Origin of the sequence: Streptomyces sp. NPDC058274, from assembly GCF_042881375.1 — a bacterium.
Lineage (GTDB): Bacteria > Actinomycetota > Actinomycetes > Streptomycetales > Streptomycetaceae > Streptomyces.
In genome coordinates this window covers 153,979-174,553 of the sequence record NZ_JBHVXW010000019.1, presented here as the reverse complement: position 1 = coordinate 174,553, position 20,575 = coordinate 153,979, and the positions used below count along the sequence as shown (strand labels likewise).

The following is a 20,575-nucleotide window of genomic DNA, read 5'->3' as shown; positions in this document are numbered from 1 at the left end:
ACTCCCCCACAGAAACGAAAGCCAGGAATGAAGATCACCCATGTCGAAGTACACCGGATCGATGTTCCGGCGGCCAGCCCGCCCTTCCGCTGGCGGGACGGGCTGAGCGGAAGCGCTCCGGTGGGCGACGGCGCGGTCCTGCGGATCGGCACCGACGAGGGTGCCGAAGGGGTGGCCCTGTTCGCCCGGCCCGGGGCCTTCAGCACCCTGCAGTACCTGGTGGAGCAGGTCTTCCGTGAGGAACTGGTCGGGGCCGACCCCTTCCAGCGGGAATGGCTGTGGCACCGGGTGTGGGAGCTGGACCGCATCCACGAACTCCCGCTCCCCACCCTGGGTCTCATCGACACCGCCCTGTGGGACCTGGCCGGCCGGTACCACGGCCAGCCGGTCTGGCGCCTGCTCGGCGGCTTCCGGGAGGCGATCCCCGCCTACGCCTCCACCTCGACGTTCTCCAGCATCGCGGAGTTCCTCGACGTGGCGGACCAGTGCCTGGCACTGGGCTATGTGGGCATCAAGCTGCACGCCTGGGGCGACGCCCGCCGCGACGCGGAGCTGTCTCTGGCGCTGCGCGACCACGTAGGTCCGGACGTCCCTCTCATGTACGACGGGTCGGCCGGCTTCGACCTGCCCGACGCGATCCGCCTGGGGCGGGCGCTCTCGGAGGCCGACTACCTCTGGTACGAGGAGCCGATGCGCGAGTTCAGCATCTCCGCGTACCAGGCGCTGGCAGCGGCCGTGGACATCCCGCTGCTGGTGGCCGAGACCTCCGACGGAGCCCACATGAACTCCGCGGACTTCATCAAGTCCGGCGCCGCCACCTTCGGCGTACGGGCCGGCACCACCCTCCGGGGCGGCATCACCGGCGCCATGCGCACCGCCCACCTCGCCGACGCCTACCGGCTGCGGGCCGAGGTGCACGGTTCGGACATCCCGAACCACCACCTGTGCATGGCCATCTCCAACACCACCTACTACGAGTCCCTGGTGACCGCGACGAACGTCGTCCGCGAACGCCATGTGGACGACCAGGGCCTGGTGCACGCCCCCACCGGGCCCGGCATCGCTCTTCCCCTCGACTTCGGCTACGGCAACGAACTCCTGCCGTTCGTCGAACAGCCGCGCTGACCGGGCGGTGGCCGTCCGCCCGGACGGCCACCGCAGCCGGCGCCCCCCATCCGGCGCGCCCCCTGTCCCCCCCGTAAGAACAGAAAGGCAAGACAATGAGGTCTTCCGGATCTCCGAGAGCCGCCCGACGCCGCACAGTGCTGCGGACCGCCGCGGCCGCGCTCTCCCTGGCCACCGCGGCTGTGCTGGCCGGCTGTGCCAGCGCCGACACCGACACCGAGCCCTCCTCCTCGCAGGCGGCGTTCAAACCGGCCACGCAGAAGGACGGTTCGCAGATCACGGTCTGGGCCGACTCCACCCGGCTGCCGTCGGTGAAGGCGTACCAGAAGGCGAACCCGGACGTGAAGATGAAGATCGTCACGTACGACGGCGGCGCCGACGGCTCGACCTACCTCCAGTCGAAGGTGCAGCTGTTCGACCGGACCGGCAGCGGCTGGCCGGACGTGGTGTTCGGCTCACCGACCGACGTGACCTGGGCGTCGGAGCCCACCAAGTCCGGCGCCCAGCCGTTCGCCGCGCCCCTGGACGACAAGCTCGTCCCGAAGAGCACGCTGGACGGCTTCGCCAAGGGCTCCCTGACGCCTTGCGAGTTCAACGGTCACACCTACTGCCTGCGCAACGACATCGCGCAGGTCGTCCTCTGGTACAACCAGTCCCTCATGGACAAGTGGGGATACCAGGTCCCCACCACCTGGGAGGACTACGAGGCCCTCGGCAAGAAGGTCGCCAAGGACCACCCCGGCTACCTCGTCGGCTCGGTCGGCGACACCAACTCCCACGAGTCGTACTTCTGGTCCGGCCAGTGCCCGGCGTTCCAGCTGACGAAGCCGGACACCCTGCGCAGCGATCTGCAGGACCCGAAGTGCACCCGGACGGCGAAGCTGCTGGACAGCCTGATCGACGCCAAGGCCGTCACCACCAAGGGCTTCTTCAGCCAGGGGTTCGCCAAGGACAGCGGCAGCAAGGTCCTGATGGCGTACGGCCCGTCCTGGTACGGCCAGTACCTGTTCAAGGCCGCCTTCAAGGCCCCGGCCAAGCAGATCGCCGCGGCGTCCCCGCTGACCTGGAAGGGTGAGACCACGGCGGCCACCGGCAACGTCGGCGGCGGCGTGTGGATGGTGTCCTCGCACAGCGCCAACCTCAAGGCGTCCACGGACCTCGCCACCTGGCTGACCACCTCCGACGAGAACCAGGCCGCCGCGCCCACCTACCCGGCCTACACCAAGGCCGCGCAGGCCTGGCTGGCCAACCCGGCCAACAGCGACTACTTCGCCAACGACGTCAGCAAGCCCTTCCAGGAGGCCGCGAACGAGGTGTGGACCGGCTGGTCGAACACCAAGTTCCCGGACGCCACCGCCTGGTCCAGCGTCGTCCTGCCGGCCCTGACCGCCGGCAAGAGCCTGACCTCGACCCTGCCCGCCTGGCAGCAGGAGATCAGCAACGAGGCGAAGGCCCAGGGATACAAGGTGGTCAATAAATGACCCTGCTGGAGACCGAGCGCGTCGCCGTCTCCCCCCTCCGCCGCGGCAGCACGCCGCGGCGGAGGGGCCCCGGTCTCGCGGGCTACTTCTTCGTCGCCGGATACGCGGTGCTGCTGCTCGCCTTCGGCGTCTTCCCCACCGGGTACTCGTTCTACCTGGCGTTCACCAACGACCGGGGGCAGTTCACCGGCGTCAACCAGTTCGTGAAGGTCGCCCAGGACTACCGGTTCGTGCCGGCCTTCACCCACATGCTGATCTACCTGGCGCTGTGGCTGGTCACCCTGGTCGTTCTGGTCGTCCTGGTTGCGGTGGTGCTGCGCGGCCGGGTGCGTCCGGGCACGTCGGCCCTCTTCCGCTTCCTGTACTACATCCCCGGCGCCCTCGCCGGAGTGGCGAGCGTGCTGGTCTGGCTGTTCATGCTGGACCCGGACGTCAGCCCGGTGTCCTGGGTGCTCAAGAGCATGGGGCTCCAGACCTTCGCGGCCGTGCTCGCCCCCGGCAACCTGCCGCTGATCCTCATGCTGATCGCCTTCTGGACCGGCGCCGGCGGCTGGATGGTCGTGATGTACGGGGCGCTGAACAACATCCCCGACGAGGTGCTGGAAGCCGCCCGGATGGACGGCGCGGGGCCCTGGCGCAGCGCCTGGCACATCCAGATCCCGATGATCCGGCAGTGGATCGTCTACATGACGATCATGGCGTTCGCGACCGGCACCCAGCTGTTCGTCGAGCCCCAACTGCTCCAGACGGCCAGCCTCGGCCGGGTGAGCCCCACCTGGTCGCCCAATCAGCTGGCCTACGTCTACGCCTTCCAGCAGGGCGACTTCAACGGCGCCGCCGCCATCGCCGTCTTCCTGCTGGCCGTGGGACTGCTGGCCGCCGGACTGCTGGTCGCCCGATCGAACCTGTTCAAGTTGGATGAGAAATGACGCAATCCACTCTCTCCTCGGCGCTCTCCTCGGCAGCGGCGGGCCGGCGCGTCCGGCCGTCCCGGGCCCTGTCCTTCCTGGTGGTCGGCGTCCTGCTCGCCGCCCTGCTGGTGTTCTTCGTGCTGCCGGTGGTCTGGCTGCTGCTCGCCCCGTCCAAGACCGCCGGCGAAGTGGTGCGGGACAACCCGCTCTCCTTCGGGTCGTTCCAGCAGATCGGCGCCGCCTGGCGACACCTGTTCGCCTTCCAGGACGGCGCCATGCTCACCTGGCTGCGCAACTCGGCGATCTACTCCGGCGGTTCGCTCGTCCTGACGCTGGCCGTCAGTGTCCCGGCCGGCTACGCACTCGCCCTGACCAAGTTCCGGGGACGCAAAACCCTCCTCATGGTCACTCTGGTCACGATGATCATGCCGCAGGCCACCCTGGTACTGCCGGTCTTCCTGGAGCTCAACCGCTTCCACCTGATCGGCACCGTCTGGTCGGTGATCCTGCCCTTCTCCTTCTACCCGTTCGGCGTGTACCTCGTGTACATCTACTTCGGCAGCAGCCTGCCCAGGGACCTGCTGTCGGCCGCCCGGATCGACGGCTGCACGGAATGGCAGCTCTTCTCGCGCATCGCGCTGCCGCTGGCGAAGCCGGTGGTCGGCCTCGTCGCGTTCTTCAGCTTCGTGGGCAACTGGAACAACTTCTTCCTGCCCTACCTCGTCCTGCCGAACAGCGAGCAGTTCCCTGTCCAGGTCGGCCTGAACCAACTGCTCACCTCCACCCCGTCCTTCAACCCCGTGGCCGGCGCCGGTCTGAACATCACCATCCCGGAGCTGGCCCTGGCGATCATCGTCGCCATCCTGCCCGTGCTGGTGCTCTTCCTGTTCTCGCAGCGCACGCTGGTCTCCGGGATGCTCGCCGGAGCGACCAAGGAGTGAGCGCCCGCCGTGCCGCCGTGTTCGCGCGGTTCTCGTCCGGGCCTGCGCCCCGGTGCCCGCGGCTGTCGGCGCCGTTGCAGGACGCCGCTCAGAGCCGCGCCCCCTTCAACGCCATGTGCAGCAGCAGCCGGTCCTCGCCGTCGTCCAGGTCGAGCCCCGTCAGTTGCTCGACACGTGACAGGCGGTAGTAGAGCGTCTGCCGGTGGATGCCCAACTCCGCCGCGGTGCGGCCCGCTTGGCCCGCACAGTCGAGGAACACCTCGGCGGTGCGGGCGAGTTCGTGGTGGGCGGGGGCCAACAGGGTGCGTACGGCAGGGTCCTGGGCGGTCTCCGGGGGCAGTGACGTCAGGAGGCGGAAGGGGCCGATGGACGCCCACTCGGCGACCGGCCCGAGGCGCGGCTCGGCCAGCGCGGCGCGCGCGGCGGCGGACGCCTCCTGCCAGGCGGCGCCCAGCTCGGCCAGGCCGACACGCGCGACCGCGACTCCGGCCGCCGCCCGGCCCCCACGGGTTCCTGCCGCAGGGTCACCCTCGGCCCTCAAGTCCCGTGCCCCGGGCGGGTTCTCCGCCTCGTGGACGAAGCGCGCCGCGGCCGTGAGAGCCGGGGTCAGTACGTCCGGTGACCGGAGCCGAACCAGCAGCGCCAGGCTCTGCCCGGCCGCTCCCCACGGCACCGTGCACAGCGCGGTCGCACCCGGCACCGTACGGACCGAGGGGGCGTCCTGCGGGTCGGCCGAGGGCCAGGGGGCGACACAGACGACGGTGTGCAGTCCGTCCGCGCGCGGGCCGAGGGCCGTGCGCAGTTCGGCCACCGCCATGTCCCGCTGCCAGCCGCGCTCGGCTGTGAGCACGGCCCGCAGCTCGCGGGTGAGGTCCGCGCCCGCCTGTGCCTCGTCCCCGAGCAGCGCGCCGATGCGGGCGGCGACCTCCATGGCGGCACCCAGCTGCTCGTCCGTGGGCCCCGGATCGTCGGCCAGGAGCCACACGTAACCGAGGACCACCCCCCGATGGCGTACGGGCAGACAGATACGTCCGCGGTAGACCCCCGCCTCCGGGGTCGGCGGGATGCGGACCGGGCCGCTCGCGCGGGCGATGCCGAAGCCCTCGAACCAGGTGCGGACCGCCGAGGTCGAGCGACGCGTGAGGATCGAGCGGGTGCGGACGGGGTCGAGGGAGCCCTCGTCGAAGTCGCGGTCGCTGTCGTAGGCGCCGAACGCGATCAGCTCGAAGTCCCGGTTCTCCAGCGTCGCGGGGGCGCCGAGGAGCGCCGAGATCTCGTCGACCAGCTCCTGGTACTCGCCGCGGCCGTCCGCCCTGCCCGCCTTGAAATCACCCGTCACACGGGCATTCTCCCCTATTTCCGGTGTCCCTTCATACAGATGTCTGAGATCCAGGGCACGGATGCGTGACAGCTGTCGATGGCCCACGATCGGAGGGATCCTTAGGTTTCACGGTGGTTCTCCGTGCCGTACCCGGGCGTTCCGCCTCCGGGGTCCGCGGCCGTCCGTACTTTCCGTGGAGGTGCCCCGTGCTGGGACCCGTGATTCTCGCCGCGTCGCGCAGCGACCGGATGCGCCGCTTCGTGTCGGCCGCCCCCGGCACCAAGCAGGTGGTGGCCCGGTTCATCGCCGGCGAGAACGTCGGCCAGGTCGTCCCGGTCGTCCAGGACGCCGTCGCCAAGGGCCTCGCGGTCACCCTCGACGTCGTCGGCGAGGACATCACCACGCGCGAGCAGGCGTACGCCGCCCGGGACGCGTACCTGGAACTCATCGAGCACCTCCGGGCGCTGGATCTCGGCACCCAGGCGGAGATGTCCGTCAAGCTGTCGATGTTCGGCCAGGCGCTGGAGGACGGCCACGAGCTGGCCCTCGCCAACGTCCGCCCGGTCGTCGAGGCCGCCGCCGCCATCGGCACCACCGTCACGCTGGACGCCGAGGACCACACCACCCTCGACTCGATGTTCACCATCCACGAGGAGCTGCGGAAGGACTTCCCGCAGACGGGCTGCGTCATCCAGGCCTACCTGTTCCGCACCGAGGCCGACGCCCGCCGGCTCGCCGCGAGCGGCAGCCGCGTACGGATCGTGAAGGGCGCCTACAAGGAGCCCGCCGAGGTCGCGTACCAGGACAAGGCCGAGGTCGACAAGGCGTACGTCCGGGTGCTGCGCATCCTGATGGAGGGCGACGGGTACCCGATGATCGGGTCCCACGACCCCCGGCTGATCTCCATCGCCCAGGAGCTCGCCCGGCGCGCCGGGCGCAAGCTCGACGAGTACGAATTCCAGATGCTGTACGGCATCCGCGGCGAGGAGCACCTGCGGCTCGCCGCCGAAGGTCACCGGATGCGTGTGTACACCGCGTACGGCACCGACTGGTACGGCTACTTCATGCGCCGTCTGGCGGAGAAGCCGGCCAACCTGCTCTTCTTCGCCCGCTCGATCCTCACCACGGGCTGACCCACCGCTCAGTTAAGGAGTCTCGGAAACCATGGATGCTGTAACCCAGGTCCCCGCCCCCGTCAACGAGCCGGTGCACGGCTATGCCCCCGGCTCGCCCGAGCGCGCCCGCCTGGAGGTCAAGCTCAAGGAGCTGGCCGAGAACCCGATCGAGCTGCCGATGACCATCGGCGGCGAGAAGCGGCTCGGCGGCGGTGAGCGCTTCGAGGTCGTGCAGCCGCACAACCACAAGGCCGTCATCGGCACCGGCGCCCATGCCACCCAGCAGGACGCGCAGGACGCGGTCGACGCGGCCCTGGCCGCCGCTCCGGCCTGGCGCGCGATGGCCTTCGACGACCGCGCCGCGATCATCCTGCGCGCCGCCGAACTGCTGGCCGGCCCCTGGCGCGAGACCCTCGCGGCCTCCACCATGCTCGGCCAGTCGAAGACCGCCCAGCAGGCCGAGATCGACTGTCCCTGCGAGCTCGTCGACTTCTGGCGCTTCAACGTCAAGTACGCCCGTGACCTGCTCGCCGAGCAGCCGCCGGCGAACTCCCCGGGCGTCTGGAACCGTCTGGACCACCGCCCGCTCGAGGGCTTCGTCTACGCGATCACGCCGTTCAACTTCACGGCGATCGCGGGCAACCTGCCGACGGCGCCCGCGCTCATGGGCAACGTCGTCGTCTGGAAGCCGTCCCCGACGCAGACGCACGCCGCCGTGCTGCTGATGCAGCTCCTGGAGGAGGCGGGTCTGCCCAAGGGCGTCATCAACCTCGTCACTGGCGACGGCATCGAGGTCTCCAAGGTCGCCCTGGAGCACCGGGACCTGGCCGGCATCCACTTCACCGGCTCGACCAAGACCTTCCAGTACCTGTGGAAGACGGTCGGCAACAACATCGAGAAGTACCGCTCCTACCCGCGTCTGGTCGGCGAGACCGGCGGCAAGGACTTCCTGGTCGCGCACCCGAGCGCCGACCGCGCGGTCCTCAAGACGGCGCTGACCCGCGGTGCCTTCGAGTACCAGGGCCAGAAGTGCTCCGCGACCTCCCGCGCGTACGTCCCGGCCTCCATCTGGAACTCCGGTTTCAAGGAGGAGTTCGCCGCCGAGGTCGACTACCTGACCATGGGTGACGTCACCGACCTGTCGAACTTCGTCGGCGCGGTCATCGACGAGCGGTCGTTCGCCAAGAACAAGGCGGCCATCGACCGCGCCAAGTCGGACCCGTCCTGCACGATCGTCGCGGGCGGCGAGTACGACGACTCGGTCGGCTACTTCGTGCGCCCCACCGTCGTCGAGTGCTCCGACCCGGAGAACGAGGTCTTCAAGACCGAGTACTTCGGCCCGTTCCTCGCGGTGCACGTGTACGAGGACGAGAACTACGACGAGATGCTGACCCAGATGGAGTCGGCGTCGGACTACGCGCTCACCGGCTCGGTCGTGTCCAACGACCGTGCGGCGGCCGCGTACACGATGGAGAAGCTCCGCTACGCGGCGGGCAACTTCTACATCAACGACAAGTCGACCGGCGCCGTCGTCGGCCAGCAGCCCTTCGGCGGCGGCCGGGCCTCCGGCACCAACGACAAGGCGGGCGCCCCGCAGAACCTGATGCGCTGGACGCTGACCCGCGCCATCAAGGAGACGCTCGTCCCGCCGACGGACTACGCGTACCCGCACATGGGCTGACCGCTACCTGCTGAGGTTCCGGGCCAGGAAGTCGCCGATCAGGGCGGCTGCCTGGCCCGCGTGCGTCTCCAGGGCGAAGTGGCCCGTCGGCAGCAGATGGATCTCGGCCTCCGGAAGGTCGCGCAGGAAGGCGAGCGCGCCCGCCGGGACGAAGATCTCGTCATGGGCGCCCCAGACCGCCAGCAGCGGCACCCGGCTGCTGCGGAAGTACTCCTGGAAGGCGGGGTAGAGCGCGAAGTTGGAGCCGTAGTCGGCGATCAGGTCGAGCTGGATGTCCGGCTGCCCGGGACGGGCCATCAGCGCGGCGTCATGCTGATACGCGTCGGGGCTGACCTGGTCCTGACGGTCCTGCGGAACGCCGTGCAGGTACTGCCACTTGATGCCGTCGGGGCTGCTGATCTCACGGACCGCTGCCTCGGTCCCGGGTGTGCGCCCCGCGATCAGCGCGCGGACCGGCGCCCAGGCCTCGGTGCCGAGCCCCTCCTCGTACGCGTTGCCGTTCTGCGTGATGATCGCCGTCACCCGGTCCGGGTGCGCGAGTGCCAGCCGCAGACCGATGGGCGCGCCGTAGTCCTGGACGTAGAGCGCGTACTCCTTCAGGCCCAGCTGCTCGGTGAACTCGCCGGTGATCTCCGCCAGTTGGGCGAAGGAGTACGGGAACTCGGTGGCCGACGGGGTCGCCGAGCGGCCGAAGCCGAGGTGGTCGGGGGCGATCAGCCGATAGCGGTCGGACAGCAGCGGGATCAGGTCGCGGAACATGTGTGAGCTGGTCGGGAAGCCGTGCAGGAGCAGCAGGACCGGCGCGTCGGCCGGGCCCGCCTCGCGGTAGGCGATCTCGTGACCGCGGACCGTGGTGGTGCGGTGGTGGACCGGGCGGTGGGGGCGGAGGCTCATGACGTTTACTAACCCTTCAAAGTGGCTTTGACGGTTAAGGCGATGTGTCGAGTCCATCACGTGCGATCTAACCAGTCAAGATGGTTTAGACGGTTAGCTGTCGGTTGGGGTGCCGACGCCGTCAGTGGTGGCTGTCGCTGGTGGCCCCCAGGGGTCTGTCGGTGGCTGCTGTCGGTGGCGGAGGCCTCGGCGGTCGCAGGGGCTCGCGGGAATACTGAGGCGATGACCACGCGACTGCGTACCGCCCACACGGCGGACCTCACCCCCGCCGAACTCCGCGCCGCCCGCACCCTCCTGGACGCCGCCTTCGACGGGGGCTTCGCCGACGAGGACTGGGACCACGGCCTCGGCGGCATCCACGCCCTCGTCCACGACGAGCGGGGCCTCGCCGCCCACGGCTCGGTGATCCAGCGGCGCGTCCTGCACGACGGGCGTTCGCTGCGGGTCGGGTACATCGAGGCGGTCGGCGTACGCCCCGACGCCCGCCGCACCGGCCTCGGCGGGCAGGTCATGGCCGCGCTGGAACGGGTCGTCGACGGCGCGTACGACCTCGGCGCGCTCTCCGCCAGCGAGGACGGCGCCACGCTCTACACGGCCCGCGGCTGGCAGGTCTGGCCCGGCCGGATCTGCGCGCTAGGCCCGGAGGGCGTCGTCCGGCTGCCCGAGGAGGAGGGCACCACCTTCCTGCGCCCCGCCGCCGCGGGCCGCCTCGACCCGGCGCACGAGCTGGTCTTCGACTGGCGGGACGGCGACGTGCTGTGACGGTTCGTGGCCCCGGCTCGCCTGCTCTCGTCGGGGCGAGGGCCTGTCAGGGCGTCTGTGACGCGGCGTATTCCGTGGCTTTTGTGGTGATGGGGGCGCTCTGTCTGCTCACGACCGCCGGGGCGCTACGGCTGCGTCCGGCGGCCGGAGATGTGGTGCGAGCCGTCGTCCCAGGTCAGAGCGGTGTGAGGCAGGTTGCCGTCTCAGATAGTAGGAAGTCCGAGTAATTGTGGAGACAGATGGCCGCTCCTCGCATAGCTTTGTAGAAGCCGAACGTCTCGCTCGATCAAGCGAATGGCGGTCGTGAGCCGGGCCCCGAGCAGGTAACCCCTGCGGCCAGCGCTCCCCGCCCCTCCGGCGTCTCGTATCCCTCACCGCACTTCCGGTCGGCATGTACCGGAGGCAAGGAGTCGATCATCATGGCCGAGACGACCGTCCGCCGAGTCCGTCACGTTTCCCGTACCAGCGAGTCCGATCGCAAGAACGCCGCGGCGGCCCTCCAGCGCGCCCTCGACCGCCGGGACAACGGCGGAGCGACGGGCCACTGAGGCCCGCCCCGGGCAGCGACACCCGTCCCGAGCAGCAACAACAGCAACAGCAGTACGCACGGGACCGCATCGCCCGAAGTCGCACCACACGCTGTCGCACCACCCGAGTGCCGGGAGCCGCGCCCGCACGGGGTGCGGCGCGGGCTCACCGTCCGCGCCGCACCTCGAAGTGGTCGATGCGCTCGCCGCTCTCGGCGAGCGCCGACACCCTGAGCCGGGGATCGGCGCCCGCCTGCGCCTCCACCGAGAGGAACGAGAAGCCGGTGTACCGCACCCGGGACCACTCCACGGTGTCGCGGTTGCGGTCGCGTGCCTCGGTCCAGTGGAAGGTGTCCACGGACTCGCGGTCCGCGACCTTGCCCTCGTAGCTGTCCTTGACCCCTTCGGGGAAGCGGTACAGATCCTTGCCCGCGCCGCCCGCCGTGACGTACACGATCCCGTCCCGGGTCGGATCGGTCGACGCGCCCACCGGTACGGCCTTGCCCACGGCGCCGCCCTTGATGGCGTCGGTCCGCTCGTACACGTGGTTGTGTCCGTTGATCACCAGGTCCACCTGGTGCTTGGTGAAGAGCGGCAGCCAGGCGTCGCGCACGCCCCCGTCGGAGGCGTGGGTCGACGTCGAGTAGGCGCAGTGGTGGAAGAAGACCACGACGAAGTCGGCCGCCCCGCGCAGTTCGCCGAGCCGCTTGTCGAGCCAGGCCGTCTGCCGGCCGTCCGTGTAGCCCTTGTTGGCGGGGATCTCGTACGAGACGTCGTTCGCGTCCAGTGCCACGATCCCGACATTGCCGTACGTGAACGAGTAGACGCCCGGGGCGTTTTGGGCGTCGAAGCCGCTGTCCGGGAGCGACCAGCGGGCCGCCTGGCCGCCGTAGCCGTTCGGCGAGTACCAGGCCTCCATGTCGTGGTTGCCGGTCGTCACCATCCACGGCACCGACTTCGCCACCGACTCGGTCTGGGTGAGGAACTGGTCCCAGACGGTGGGGTCGTAAATGTCCGAGTCCTTGCCGTGGCCGGTCGTGTCCGCGTAGCAGATGTCGCCCGCGTGCAGATGGAAGGACGGGTGCCGGGCGAGGATCACCCGGTCGTTGGCCAGCGCGTCGGAGCTGACGCCCTGGTCGCCGAAGGCGGTGAACACGAACGTCTCGGGAGCGGCGGGCGCCGTACGGAAGGTGCCGACCGTGGACAGCCGGGTCCGGGACGCGGGGTCGAAGCCGTCGTGGCCGACGCCGTAGTAGTACGTCGTGCCCGGCCGCAGGCCGTCGAGCGCGGCGTGCAGGTAGTACTGGTCCACCGCGAACCGCCGGCCCTCGAGCCCCGGCGTGTGCAGGTCACGGACCTCGGCCTCGATCTTCCGGCTCAGTTCCCCGGGCTTCAGGCCCACCCGCACATACGGCTTCCTGACCGCGAAGGGCACCTGCCAGGAGATCCGCATCTGGGTCTTCGGGTCGGCGCCGAAGGCGAGATGGCGGCCGAAGGGCGCGGCGACGGAGCCGTGCACCTGCCCGGTGGCGGGGGCCGAACCGGGCGCGGACGACCTGGCTCCGCCGGCCGTGCCGGACGCGGAACAGCCGGTCAGCAGTCCGCCGGCGACCGCACCCGCGGTCACCAGCGCGCGTCGCCGGGACAGCTTCGTACGCAGGTACTCGTGCTGCTCCGCCATGCTCATCCGGCGCGCGAGCTGCTCCGGAATGCCGACGTCAGGGGTGTCCATGCCGGGAAACTTCCCAGCAACCCCCAACAGCTGTCCAACACCGGGGTGAACACGAGCTGACGGATCGGCGCCGCGCCCGCCGACGCCCGCGCCCGGCGGACCTGCCGACCCCCCGCCCGCCCGCTGAAGGTGTCCGCATCGCGGACACCCCGTGTCATCCCATGGGACAAGGAGTACGGTTCCGTCATGGCTCGCAGCATCAATCTCGCAGTGATTCCCGGTGACGGCATCGGCCAGGAGGTCGTGGCCCAGGGGCTGAAGGTCCTCTCCGCCGTCCTTCCGCAGGATGTGAAGCTGGAGACCAGAGAGTTCGACTTCGGCGCCAAGCGGTACCACGCCACCGGTGAGACCCTCACCGAGGCCGACCTCGACGCCCTCAAGCCGCACGACGCGATCCTGCTCGGCGCGATCGGCGACCCGTCGGTCCCGTCCGGCGTCCTGGAGCGCGGTTTCCTGCTCAAGCTCCGCTTCGCCTTCGACCACCACGTGAACCTGCGTCCGTCGAAGCTCCTCCCGGGTGTCGCCACCCCGCTGGCGGGGCAGCCGGAGATCGACTTCATCGTGATCCGTGAGGGCACCGAGGGCCCGTACACCGGCAACGGCGGCACGATCCGCAAGGGCACCGAGCACGAGGTCGCCACCGAGGTCTCCGTGAACACGGCCTTCGGCGTCGAGCGTGTCGTCCGCGACGCGTTCGCCCGCGCCCAGGCCCGCCCGCGCAAGAAGCTGACGCTGGTCCACAAGAACAACGTGCTGACCTTCGCGGGCCACCTCTGGACGAACGTGTTCAACAAGGTGGCCGAGGAGTTCCCCGAGGTCACCACCGACTACATCCACGTGGACGCCGCGACGATCTACCTCGTCACGGACCCCGCCCGCTTCGACGTGATCGTCACCGACAACCTCTTCGGCGACATCATCACCGACCTCGCCGCGGCCGTCTCCGGCGGCATCGGCGTCGCCGCCTCCGGCAACATCAACCCGAGTGGCGAGTTCCCCTCGATGTTCGAGCCCGTGCACGGCTCGGCGCCCGACATCGCGGGCCAGGGCAAGGCCGACCCCAGCGCCACCGTCCTGTCCGTCGCCCTGCTGCTGCGCCACCTCGGCTACGAGGCGGAGGCCGCCCGCATCGAGGACGCCGTCGCCGGCGACCTGGCGGAGCGGGTCGGCGGGCCGGCCCGTACCACCGACGAAATCGGCGACGCGCTCGCCGTACGAGTAGCCGGCTGACCCGCCGCGCCACTCAAGGCCCTGTCCGGCCCGAACCACCGGACAGGGTGTAGCCGCCGGGGAGCTGCCGCCCCCGGCGGCTTTTGCTATGCCCCGCCGGAGTGTCACCATCATCCCCTGGGCCGCATTCCCCCTGTTTTCGTCCCTGGCTCCGCTCGCGTGATAATCGAACGCGGAGCCGCCGCATGAGGGAATGCTCGGACGTCCACGTACTGGCCACGGCCCGTACGGAGATGAGCACGGCCCGTCAGGCACAACCGGTACCGCACACCCGGGGGGCGACCCCCGGACCCCGGCCGAAAGAACGGGGTTGCCCCAACGTCCGCCCGGGACATACGCGAAGGACATCCACTCATGACGACGCCCACGATCGAGCTCAAGCCCTCCTCGCAGCCCCGCTCCGCCGCGGAGCGCGAGGCGGTCCTGGCCAACCCCGGGTTCGGCCGCCACTTCACCGACCACATGGTGACCATCCGGTGGACGGAAGGCAGGGGCTGGCACGACGGCCAGCTCGTCCCGTACGGCCCGCTCTCCCTCGACCCGGCGAACATGACCCTGCACTACGCGCAGGAGATCTTCGAGGGCCTCAAGGCGTACCGCCAGCCCGACGGCTCCGTCGCCACCTTCCGTCCCGAGATGAACGCCAGGCGCTTCCAGGCCTCCGCCCGCAGGCTCGGCATGCCGGAGCTGCCGGTCGAGACCTTCATCGAGGCCTGTGACGTCCTCGTCCAGCACGACCGCGCCTGGGTCCCGGCGCACGGCGGCGAGGAGTCCCTCTACCTGCGCCCGTTCATGATCGCGACCGAGGTCGGCCTGGGTGTGAAGCCCGCCAACGAGTACCTCTTCCTCGTCATCGCCTCGCCCGCGGGCGCGTACTTCGCCGGGGGCGTGCGGCCCGTCTCGATCTGGCTCTCCGAGGACCGCGTCCGCGCCGTCCCCGGCGGCATGGGCGACGCCAAGACCGGCGGCAACTACGCCGCGTCGCTGCTCGCCCAGGCCGAGGCCGCCGCGAAGGGCTGCGACCAGGTCGCCTACCTCGACGCCGTGGAGCACAAGTGGGTCGAGGAGCTCGGCGGCATGAACCTGTACTTCGTGTACGGGGACAAGATCGTCACCCCTGAGCTCACCGGCTCCCTGCTCGCCGGCGTCACCCGCGACTCCCTCCTCACCGTCGCCCGTGACCTCGGCTACGAGTCGCGGGAGGGCCGTGTCTCGATCGACCAGTGGCAGCGCGACACCGAGAACGGCACCCTCACCGAGGTCTTCGCGTGCGGCACCGCCGCCGTCATCACCCCGGTCGGCACGGTCAAGCGCGCCGGCACCGAGTGGCAGCAGTCGGGCGGCGAGCCCGGCGAGGTCACCCTGAAGCTGCGCGAGGCGCTCCTCGACATCCAGCGCGGTGTCACCGAGGACCGGCACGGCTGGATGCACCCGCTGGCCTGACGGACGTGAAATGGCCCGCCCGGGATGAACAGGGCGGGCCTTCGCGCTGTCCGGCGCCCGCTTCGGCGCCACCGCATGCGCGCTGTGCGCGCGTTACGACCCCACCGAGGCCGGCGCGGACTCCGGGTCCGAGGGCGCCGGTGTCGGCGCCGTCCGTGCCGTCAGCGCGAGGTAGGCCGCCCCGCCCACGAGCCCGGAGAGCAGGAAGCTGCAGTCCACCCCGCCCGTCAGGGACAGCAGCGGGCCCTCGTACGACGGCAGGGACACGGCGAGCAGACCGACGAAGGCACCCAGGGCCCAGGACGCCGTGGCCCGGATGTTCCAGCCGCCGCGGTACCAGTAGATCCCGCCCTGCGAACGGCGGTTGAAGACCTGGAGGGCGTCGGGGTCGTAGACACCGCGGCAGCGGGCGAAGCCGATCAGGGTGATGACCGCCCAGGGCGTCCCGATCGCGGTGAGCAGCAGCACGAAGGACGTCATGGCGGACTGCGCGTTCCAGGCGTAGTGGCCGGCGAAGACGCAGGCCGTGGCGACGACGGCGACCGTGAACGTGGCCTTGGCCCGGGAGGCGCGCGGCAGGATCGCGTCCAGGTCCAGGCCCATGGAGTAGAGCATCAGGCCCGCGTTGCCGACCGAGCCCGCGGAGGCGGCGAGCAGCAGCGGGACCAGGTACCAGCCGGGGGAGGCCGAGACCAGGGGCCCGGCGTAGTCGAGGGCGGCGCGGGCCGCGTACGCCGTGAAGGTGCCGAAGAGCTGCGGGACCAGCAGGCCGGCGATCAGCCCCAGCCAGGTCGCGTGCAGGACCTTGCGCGAGGTGTGCCGGGCCGGGGAGATGTAGCGCGTGTAGTCACCGAGGAGCGTGATGAACGCGATGGGCCCGGAGAGGCCGGCCGCGACCGCCGCGAGCAGCCAGGTCGGCCAGAAGGAACCGAGCAGGTAACCGCCGGCGCCCGGCAGGGCGGCCGTGGTGAAGTGCGGCGCGTAGGCGATCACGCCGACGACCAGCAGCGCGGTCATGCCGACCGCCAGGACCCGTGACATCGCGAGCAGCACCCGGTAGCCGTAGACCGCGCCGGCCACCGTCGCCGCGGCCAGCACCCCGTAGACCACCGCGTACGAGACGCCCGAGGCCGGCAGGCCGACGAGACGGTGCAGGACGCCCACCATCACATCGCCGCCGATCCAGACGGTCAGCGCGGTGTAGCCGAGGGCGAGCAGCAGGCCGACGACCGAGCCGACCAGCCGGCCGCGCACGCCGAACTGGGCGCCGGAGGACGTCGAGAGGTTGGTCGCCGTGCGCAGCGACACCAGCGCGAGCGGGGCGGTGACCGCCGTGCCGAGGACCGTACCCGCCACCACCGAGCTCACCGACGCCCACCAGTCGAGCCCGAAGGACGGTGGCAGCCAGCCGAAGATGATCACGCCGAGGCACAGGTTGGACCCGAGCAGGATCGAGACGAGGTCGCGCGGCCCGCTGGTGCGCTCCTCGTCGGGGATGGTGTCGACTCCGCGCTGTTCTATCGGCATGGCTGGTCTCCTTCGATCGGCCGCCCGCGTGCTCACAAAAGTTTGAGCGACGTTCAATGTGACGTGAGCACAGCTCGCCCGTCAATGGTTCCGTTTCACGAATCTCACAGTTAGAGTGATGTTCTAACCCAGGGAAGGCAAGGAGGTGTCGCGTCGTGAGACTGACCCCCACGGAACGTGACCGGCTGCTGCTCTTCGGGGCCGCGGAACTGGCCCGTGCCCGCCGGGCGCGCGGCCTCAGGCTCAACGTCCCGGAGGCGACCGCTCTCATCGCCGACACCGTCTGCGAGGCCGCCCGCGACGGGCGGCGCCTCGCCGAGGCGATCGCGGCGGCGCGGGCCGTGCTCGGCCCGGACGACGTCCTGCCGGGTGTCGCCGACGTCGTCACCGAGGTCCACGTCGAGGCCGTCTTCGACGACGGCTCGCGGCTCGCGGTGGTCAGCGACCCCCTCGGCGCAGGCCTCGGCGACGGGGCCCCGGGTGCGCTGCTGCCGGGTCCCGCGCACGCCGAGCCCGAGGCGGACGTACGGATCCTGGTCACGAACACGGCCACGGTCCCGGTCTCCGTCACCTCCCACTTCCACTTCTTCGAGGCGAACCCGCGGCTCGACTTCGACCGCGCGGCCGCCTACGGGAAGCGGCTCGCCGTACCCGCCGGGTCGTCGGTCCGCTTCGGGCCGGGCGAGAGCGTCGAGGTCGGACTGCTGCCGATCGGGGGCGAGCGGATCGCGATCGGCTTCGCCGGCCTGGTCGACGGACCGCTGGACGCGCCCGGAGCGCGGGAAGAGGCCCTGCGCAGGGCTGCCGCCTGCGGATATCTCGGAGCCGAAGGAGCCGTCCGATGAGCATCGACCCCTACGCGTACGCCGCCACCCACGGCCCCCGCGCCGGCGACCGGGTCCGCCTCGGCGACTCCGGGCTGACCGTCCGCGTCGAGTCCGACGCCCAGAAGTACGGCGACGAGTTCCTCGCCGGCTTCGGCAAGACGGCCCGTGACGGGCTGCACCTCAAGGCGGCCGCCGTCCGCGACACCTGCGACGTCGTGATCAGCAACGTCGTCGTGATCGACGCGGCCCAGGGAATCCGCAAGGTCTCCATCGGCATCCGCGAGGGACGCATCTGCTCGATCGGACGGGCCGGGAACCCCGACACCCTCGACGGGGTCGACGTGGTCGTCGGCACGGGCACGTCCATCGTGTCCGGCGAGGGGCTCATCGCCACGGCCGGCGCGGTCGACACGCACGTCCATCTGCTGTCGCCGCGCATCATGGAGGCCTCGCTCGCCTCCGGGGTGACCACCATCATCGGCCAGGAGTTCGGGCCGGTCTGGGGCGTCGGAGTGAACTCGCCCTGGGCGCTCAGGCACGCGTTCAACGCCTTCGACGCCTGGCCCGTCAACATCGGCTTCCTGGGCCGGGGTTCGTCGTCCTCCGACGCCCCCCTCGTCGAGGCGCTCGCCGAGGGCGGTGCCTCCGGCTTCAAGGTCCACGAGGACATGGGCGCCCACACCCGCGCCCTGGACACCGCGCTGCGGGTGGCCGAGGAGCACGACGTCCAAGTCGCCCTGCACAGCGACGGACTGAACGAATGCCTGTCCGTCGAGGACACGCTGCGGGTCCTCGACGGGCGCACCATCCACGCCTTCCACATCGAGGGCTGCGGCGGCGGCCATGTGCCGAACGTGCTGAAAATGGCGGGAGTCCCGAACGTCATCGGGTCGTCCACCAACCCGACCCTGCCGTTCGGCCGGGACGCGGTCGCCGAGCACTACGGGATGATCGTCTCCGTCCACGACCTGAAGACCGACCTGCCCGGTGACGCGGCCATGGCCCGCGACCGGATCCGGGCCGGGACGATGGGCGCCGAGGACGTCCTGCACGACCTGGGCGCCATCGGGATCACCTCGTCCGACGCGCAGGGCATGGGCCGGGCCGGCGAGACCGTCCGCAGGACCTTCGCAATGGCCGGCAAGATGAAGGCCGAACTGGGCCCGCTCGACGGCTCCTCGGACACCGGCGACGACAACGCGCGCGTCCTGCGGTACATGGCGAAACTGACCATCAACCCGGCCCTCGCCCACGGACTCGCCCACGAGGTCGGCTCGATCGAGGTCGGCAAGCTCGCCGACATCGTGCTGTGGCGGCCGGAGTACTTCGGCGCCAAACCGCAGCTCGTGCTCAAGTCCGGCTTCCCCGCGTACGGCGTCGTCGGCGACCCGAACGCCGCGACCGACACCTGCGAACCCCTCGTCCTGGGACCGCAGTTCGGAGCGCACGGCTCGACACCCGCCGACATCTCGGTGGCCTTCGTCGCGCAGGCCGCCGTGGACCAGGGCAACGACCTGATGCCCACCCGCCGCCGCCGGGTCGCCGTCCGCGGCACCCGCGGCATCGGACCCGCGGACCTGCGCCTCAACTCCCGTACGGGATCCGTCGACGTGGACCAGCGCACCGGTCTGGTCACCCTCGACGGCGACCCGTTGCGCTCCGAGCCGGCCGACTCCGTCTCCCTCAATCGCCTGTACTTCTTGTAAGGATCCGTAATGTCTGCTGCCGCCGACGGCTTCCGCATGCCCGCCGAGTGGGCTCCGCACGAGCGCACCTGGATGGCGTGGCCGGGACCCAATCCCACCTTCGACAACCCGGACGACCTCGCCGAGTCGCGGCGGGCGTGGGCGGACGTGGCCCGCGCGATCCGGCGCTTCGAACCGGTCACGGTCGTGTGCGGACCAGGGCAGTTTGCCGAGGCACGCGAACTGCTCGGCGCGGACATCGAGTTGGTCGAGCGGGAACTCGACGACGCCTGGATGCGGGACATCGGCCCCACCTTCCTCACCAACGGCAAGGGCGAACTCGCCGCCGTGGACTGGACGTTCAACGGCTGGGGCGCGCAGGACTGGGCCCGCTGGGAGCACGACTCCAAGATCGGCGCGTACGTGTCCGACCTGGCCGGAGCGCGGACCTACGCCTCGAAGCTGGTCAACGAGGGCGGTGCCATCCACGTCGACGGCGAGGGCACGGTGCTGCTCACCGAGACCGTGCAGCTCGGCCCCGAGCGCAATCCGCACTGGACGCGCGAGGAGGTCGAGGCGGAGATCCACGGCCACCTCGGCACCCGCAAGGCGATCTGGCTCCCGCGCGGGCTCACCGGCGACTACCCGCCGCACGGCTTCGGGACGCTCGGCCATGTCGACATCGTGGCCGCCTTCGCGCGCCCGGGTGTCGTCGTCGCCCACTCCCAGCCGGACCCCGCGCACCCCGACCACGAGGTCACGAAGGAGATCATCGGGCTGCTCAAGGCCCAGACCGACGCGCGCGGCCGCCGGCTGGAGGTCGTCGAGGTCCCGGCCCCGACGGTCCTGGAGGCCGACGGACACTGGGCCGACTACTCGTACATCAACCACTACCTCTGCAACGGCGGTGTGGTGCTCTGCGGCTTCGACGACCCGCGGGACGAGATCGCGGCCGGCATCTTCCGCCGGCTGTTCCCCGACCGCACGGTCACGCTCGTGGACGCACGTACGATCTTTGCGGGCGGGGGCGGTATCCACTGCATCACCCAGCAGCAGCCGAAGATCTGAGGAGTGCGGGATGGCCGGTGCGCGCAAGAACGCACCTCCGCGTGAGGACGTGCTCGCCGCCGCCATGGACATGATCGCCGAGCGCGGTCTGGAGAAGCTGACCATGGCGGCGCTCGGCCGCGAGGTCGGCATGAGCAGCGGCCATCTCCTCTACTACTTCCGTTCCAAGGACGAGCTGCTGCTGCGGACCCTGGAGTGGAGCGAGGGGCGGCTCGGCCCGCTCCCGGCTCGACGCCTACGTCGACCTGTACATTCCCGACGGCCACCGCGATCCGCACTGGACGCTGTGGCTGGAGGTGTGGAAC

The 20,575-nt window shown here is 70.6% G+C and carries 18 protein-coding genes; 14 read left to right on the top strand and 4 right to left on the bottom strand.

The window, feature by feature from the left end:
- Positions 1-27 precede the first annotated feature (27 nt).
- The 4 genes from ACFVYF_RS30240 (at position 28) to ACFVYF_RS30225 (ending at position 4,458) form a co-directional block, all read left to right on the top strand.
- Positions 28-1,125, top strand: a complete 1,098-nt coding sequence (locus tag ACFVYF_RS30240; protein WP_389460429.1) for an enolase C-terminal domain-like protein — start codon at positions 28-30, stop codon at positions 1,123-1,125.
- Positions 1,126-1,220: 95 nt separating this feature from the next.
- Positions 1,221-2,606 (top strand): ABC transporter substrate-binding protein, encoded by a 1,386-nt coding sequence (locus ACFVYF_RS30235; protein ID WP_389460427.1) that lies wholly within the window; start codon positions 1,221-1,223, stop codon positions 2,604-2,606.
- On the top strand, positions 2,603-3,535 hold the full coding sequence (locus ACFVYF_RS30230; protein ID WP_389460426.1) for a carbohydrate ABC transporter permease: 933 nt from the start codon (positions 2,603-2,605) through the stop codon (positions 3,533-3,535). The genes ACFVYF_RS30235 and ACFVYF_RS30230 overlap by 4 nt, the downstream gene beginning before the upstream one ends.
- A complete protein-coding gene (locus tag ACFVYF_RS30225) occupies positions 3,532-4,458 on the top strand; it encodes a carbohydrate ABC transporter permease (RefSeq protein WP_389460425.1) in 927 nt (308 codons plus the stop codon). Before ACFVYF_RS30230 ends, ACFVYF_RS30225 begins: the two co-directional genes overlap by 4 nt.
- 88 nt (positions 4,459-4,546) lie before the next feature.
- Here ACFVYF_RS30225 and ACFVYF_RS30220 read toward each other — a convergent pair whose 3' ends face one another.
- Positions 4,547-5,815: a PucR family transcriptional regulator gene (locus tag ACFVYF_RS30220; RefSeq protein WP_389460446.1), complete on the bottom strand. Its 1,269-nt coding sequence runs from the start codon at positions 5,813-5,815 to the stop codon at positions 4,547-4,549.
- A gap of 170 nt (positions 5,816-5,985) precedes the next feature.
- Between ACFVYF_RS30220 and ACFVYF_RS30215 the strand changes: the two genes are divergently transcribed.
- Together ACFVYF_RS30215 and pruA are read left to right on the top strand one after the other, a co-directional pair.
- Positions 5,986-6,912, top strand: a complete 927-nt coding sequence (locus ACFVYF_RS30215) for a proline dehydrogenase family protein (protein ID WP_389460423.1) — start codon at positions 5,986-5,988, stop codon at positions 6,910-6,912.
- 31 nt (positions 6,913-6,943) lie between these two features.
- Positions 6,944-8,575 carry an L-glutamate gamma-semialdehyde dehydrogenase gene (gene pruA / locus ACFVYF_RS30210; RefSeq protein ID WP_389460421.1) on the top strand — a complete coding sequence of 544 codons (1,632 nt, stop codon included), beginning with the start codon at positions 6,944-6,946 and terminating at the stop codon, positions 8,573-8,575.
- Positions 8,576-8,578: 3 nt separating this feature from the next.
- Here the strand turns inward: pruA and ACFVYF_RS30205 are convergent, their stop codons facing one another.
- Entirely contained in the window at positions 8,579-9,469 is an 891-nt protein-coding gene (locus ACFVYF_RS30205; protein ID WP_389460419.1) for an alpha/beta fold hydrolase, read from the bottom strand.
- Between the two features lie 222 nt (positions 9,470-9,691).
- On the opposite strand from ACFVYF_RS30205, the gene ACFVYF_RS30200 reads away from it, so the two are divergent.
- Together ACFVYF_RS30200 and ACFVYF_RS30195 are read left to right on the top strand one after the other, a co-directional pair.
- Positions 9,692-10,231, top strand: coding sequence for a GNAT family N-acetyltransferase (locus ACFVYF_RS30200; RefSeq protein ID WP_389460417.1), 540 nt, complete (start codon positions 9,692-9,694; stop codon positions 10,229-10,231).
- A 419-nt stretch (positions 10,232-10,650) separates the two neighbouring features.
- Positions 10,651-10,779, top strand: coding sequence for a hypothetical protein (locus ACFVYF_RS30195; RefSeq protein ID WP_121406138.1), 129 nt, complete (start codon positions 10,651-10,653; stop codon positions 10,777-10,779).
- A gap of 145 nt (positions 10,780-10,924) precedes the next feature.
- Here the strand turns inward: ACFVYF_RS30195 and ACFVYF_RS30190 are convergent, their stop codons facing one another.
- On the bottom strand, positions 10,925-12,490 hold the full coding sequence (locus ACFVYF_RS30190; RefSeq protein ID WP_389460415.1) for a purple acid phosphatase family protein: 1,566 nt from the start codon (positions 12,488-12,490) through the stop codon (positions 10,925-10,927).
- A 186-nt stretch (positions 12,491-12,676) separates the two neighbouring features.
- Between ACFVYF_RS30190 and ACFVYF_RS30185 the strand changes: the two genes are divergently transcribed.
- Both ACFVYF_RS30185 and ACFVYF_RS30180 read left to right on the top strand, forming a co-directional pair.
- On the top strand, positions 12,677-13,720 hold the full coding sequence (locus tag ACFVYF_RS30185) for a 3-isopropylmalate dehydrogenase (RefSeq protein WP_389460414.1): 1,044 nt from the start codon (positions 12,677-12,679) through the stop codon (positions 13,718-13,720).
- A gap of 354 nt (positions 13,721-14,074) precedes the next feature.
- The gene (locus ACFVYF_RS30180; RefSeq protein WP_389460412.1) at positions 14,075-15,163 is read left to right on the top strand and encodes a branched-chain amino acid aminotransferase; all 1,089 of its coding nucleotides are present in this window, start codon (positions 14,075-14,077) and stop codon (positions 15,161-15,163) included.
- Positions 15,164-15,256: 93 nt separating this feature from the next.
- Here ACFVYF_RS30180 and ACFVYF_RS30175 read toward each other — a convergent pair whose 3' ends face one another.
- Entirely contained in the window at positions 15,257-16,690 is a 1,434-nt protein-coding gene (locus tag ACFVYF_RS30175; RefSeq protein WP_389460410.1) for a cytosine permease, read from the bottom strand.
- A gap of 155 nt (positions 16,691-16,845) precedes the next feature.
- Here ACFVYF_RS30175 and ureA point away from each other — a divergent pair, with 155 nt between their 5' ends.
- From ureA to ACFVYF_RS30155, 4 genes are all read left to right on the top strand, one after another.
- Positions 16,846-17,535 carry an urease subunit gamma gene (ureA, locus tag ACFVYF_RS30170; protein WP_389460408.1) on the top strand — a complete coding sequence of 230 codons (690 nt, stop codon included), beginning with the start codon at positions 16,846-16,848 and terminating at the stop codon, positions 17,533-17,535.
- Positions 17,532-19,223: an urease subunit alpha gene (locus ACFVYF_RS30165; RefSeq protein ID WP_389460406.1), complete on the top strand. Its 1,692-nt coding sequence runs from the start codon at positions 17,532-17,534 to the stop codon at positions 19,221-19,223. Before ureA ends, ACFVYF_RS30165 begins: the two co-directional genes overlap by 4 nt.
- A gap of 9 nt (positions 19,224-19,232) precedes the next feature.
- Positions 19,233-20,270 (top strand): agmatine/peptidylarginine deiminase, encoded by a 1,038-nt coding sequence (locus ACFVYF_RS30160; RefSeq protein ID WP_389460405.1) that lies wholly within the window; start codon positions 19,233-19,235, stop codon positions 20,268-20,270.
- Between the two features lie 10 nt (positions 20,271-20,280).
- Positions 20,281-20,575, top strand: a 295-nt coding sequence (locus tag ACFVYF_RS30155; protein ID WP_389460403.1) for a helix-turn-helix domain-containing protein, incomplete at its 3' end; no start/stop codon positions are given.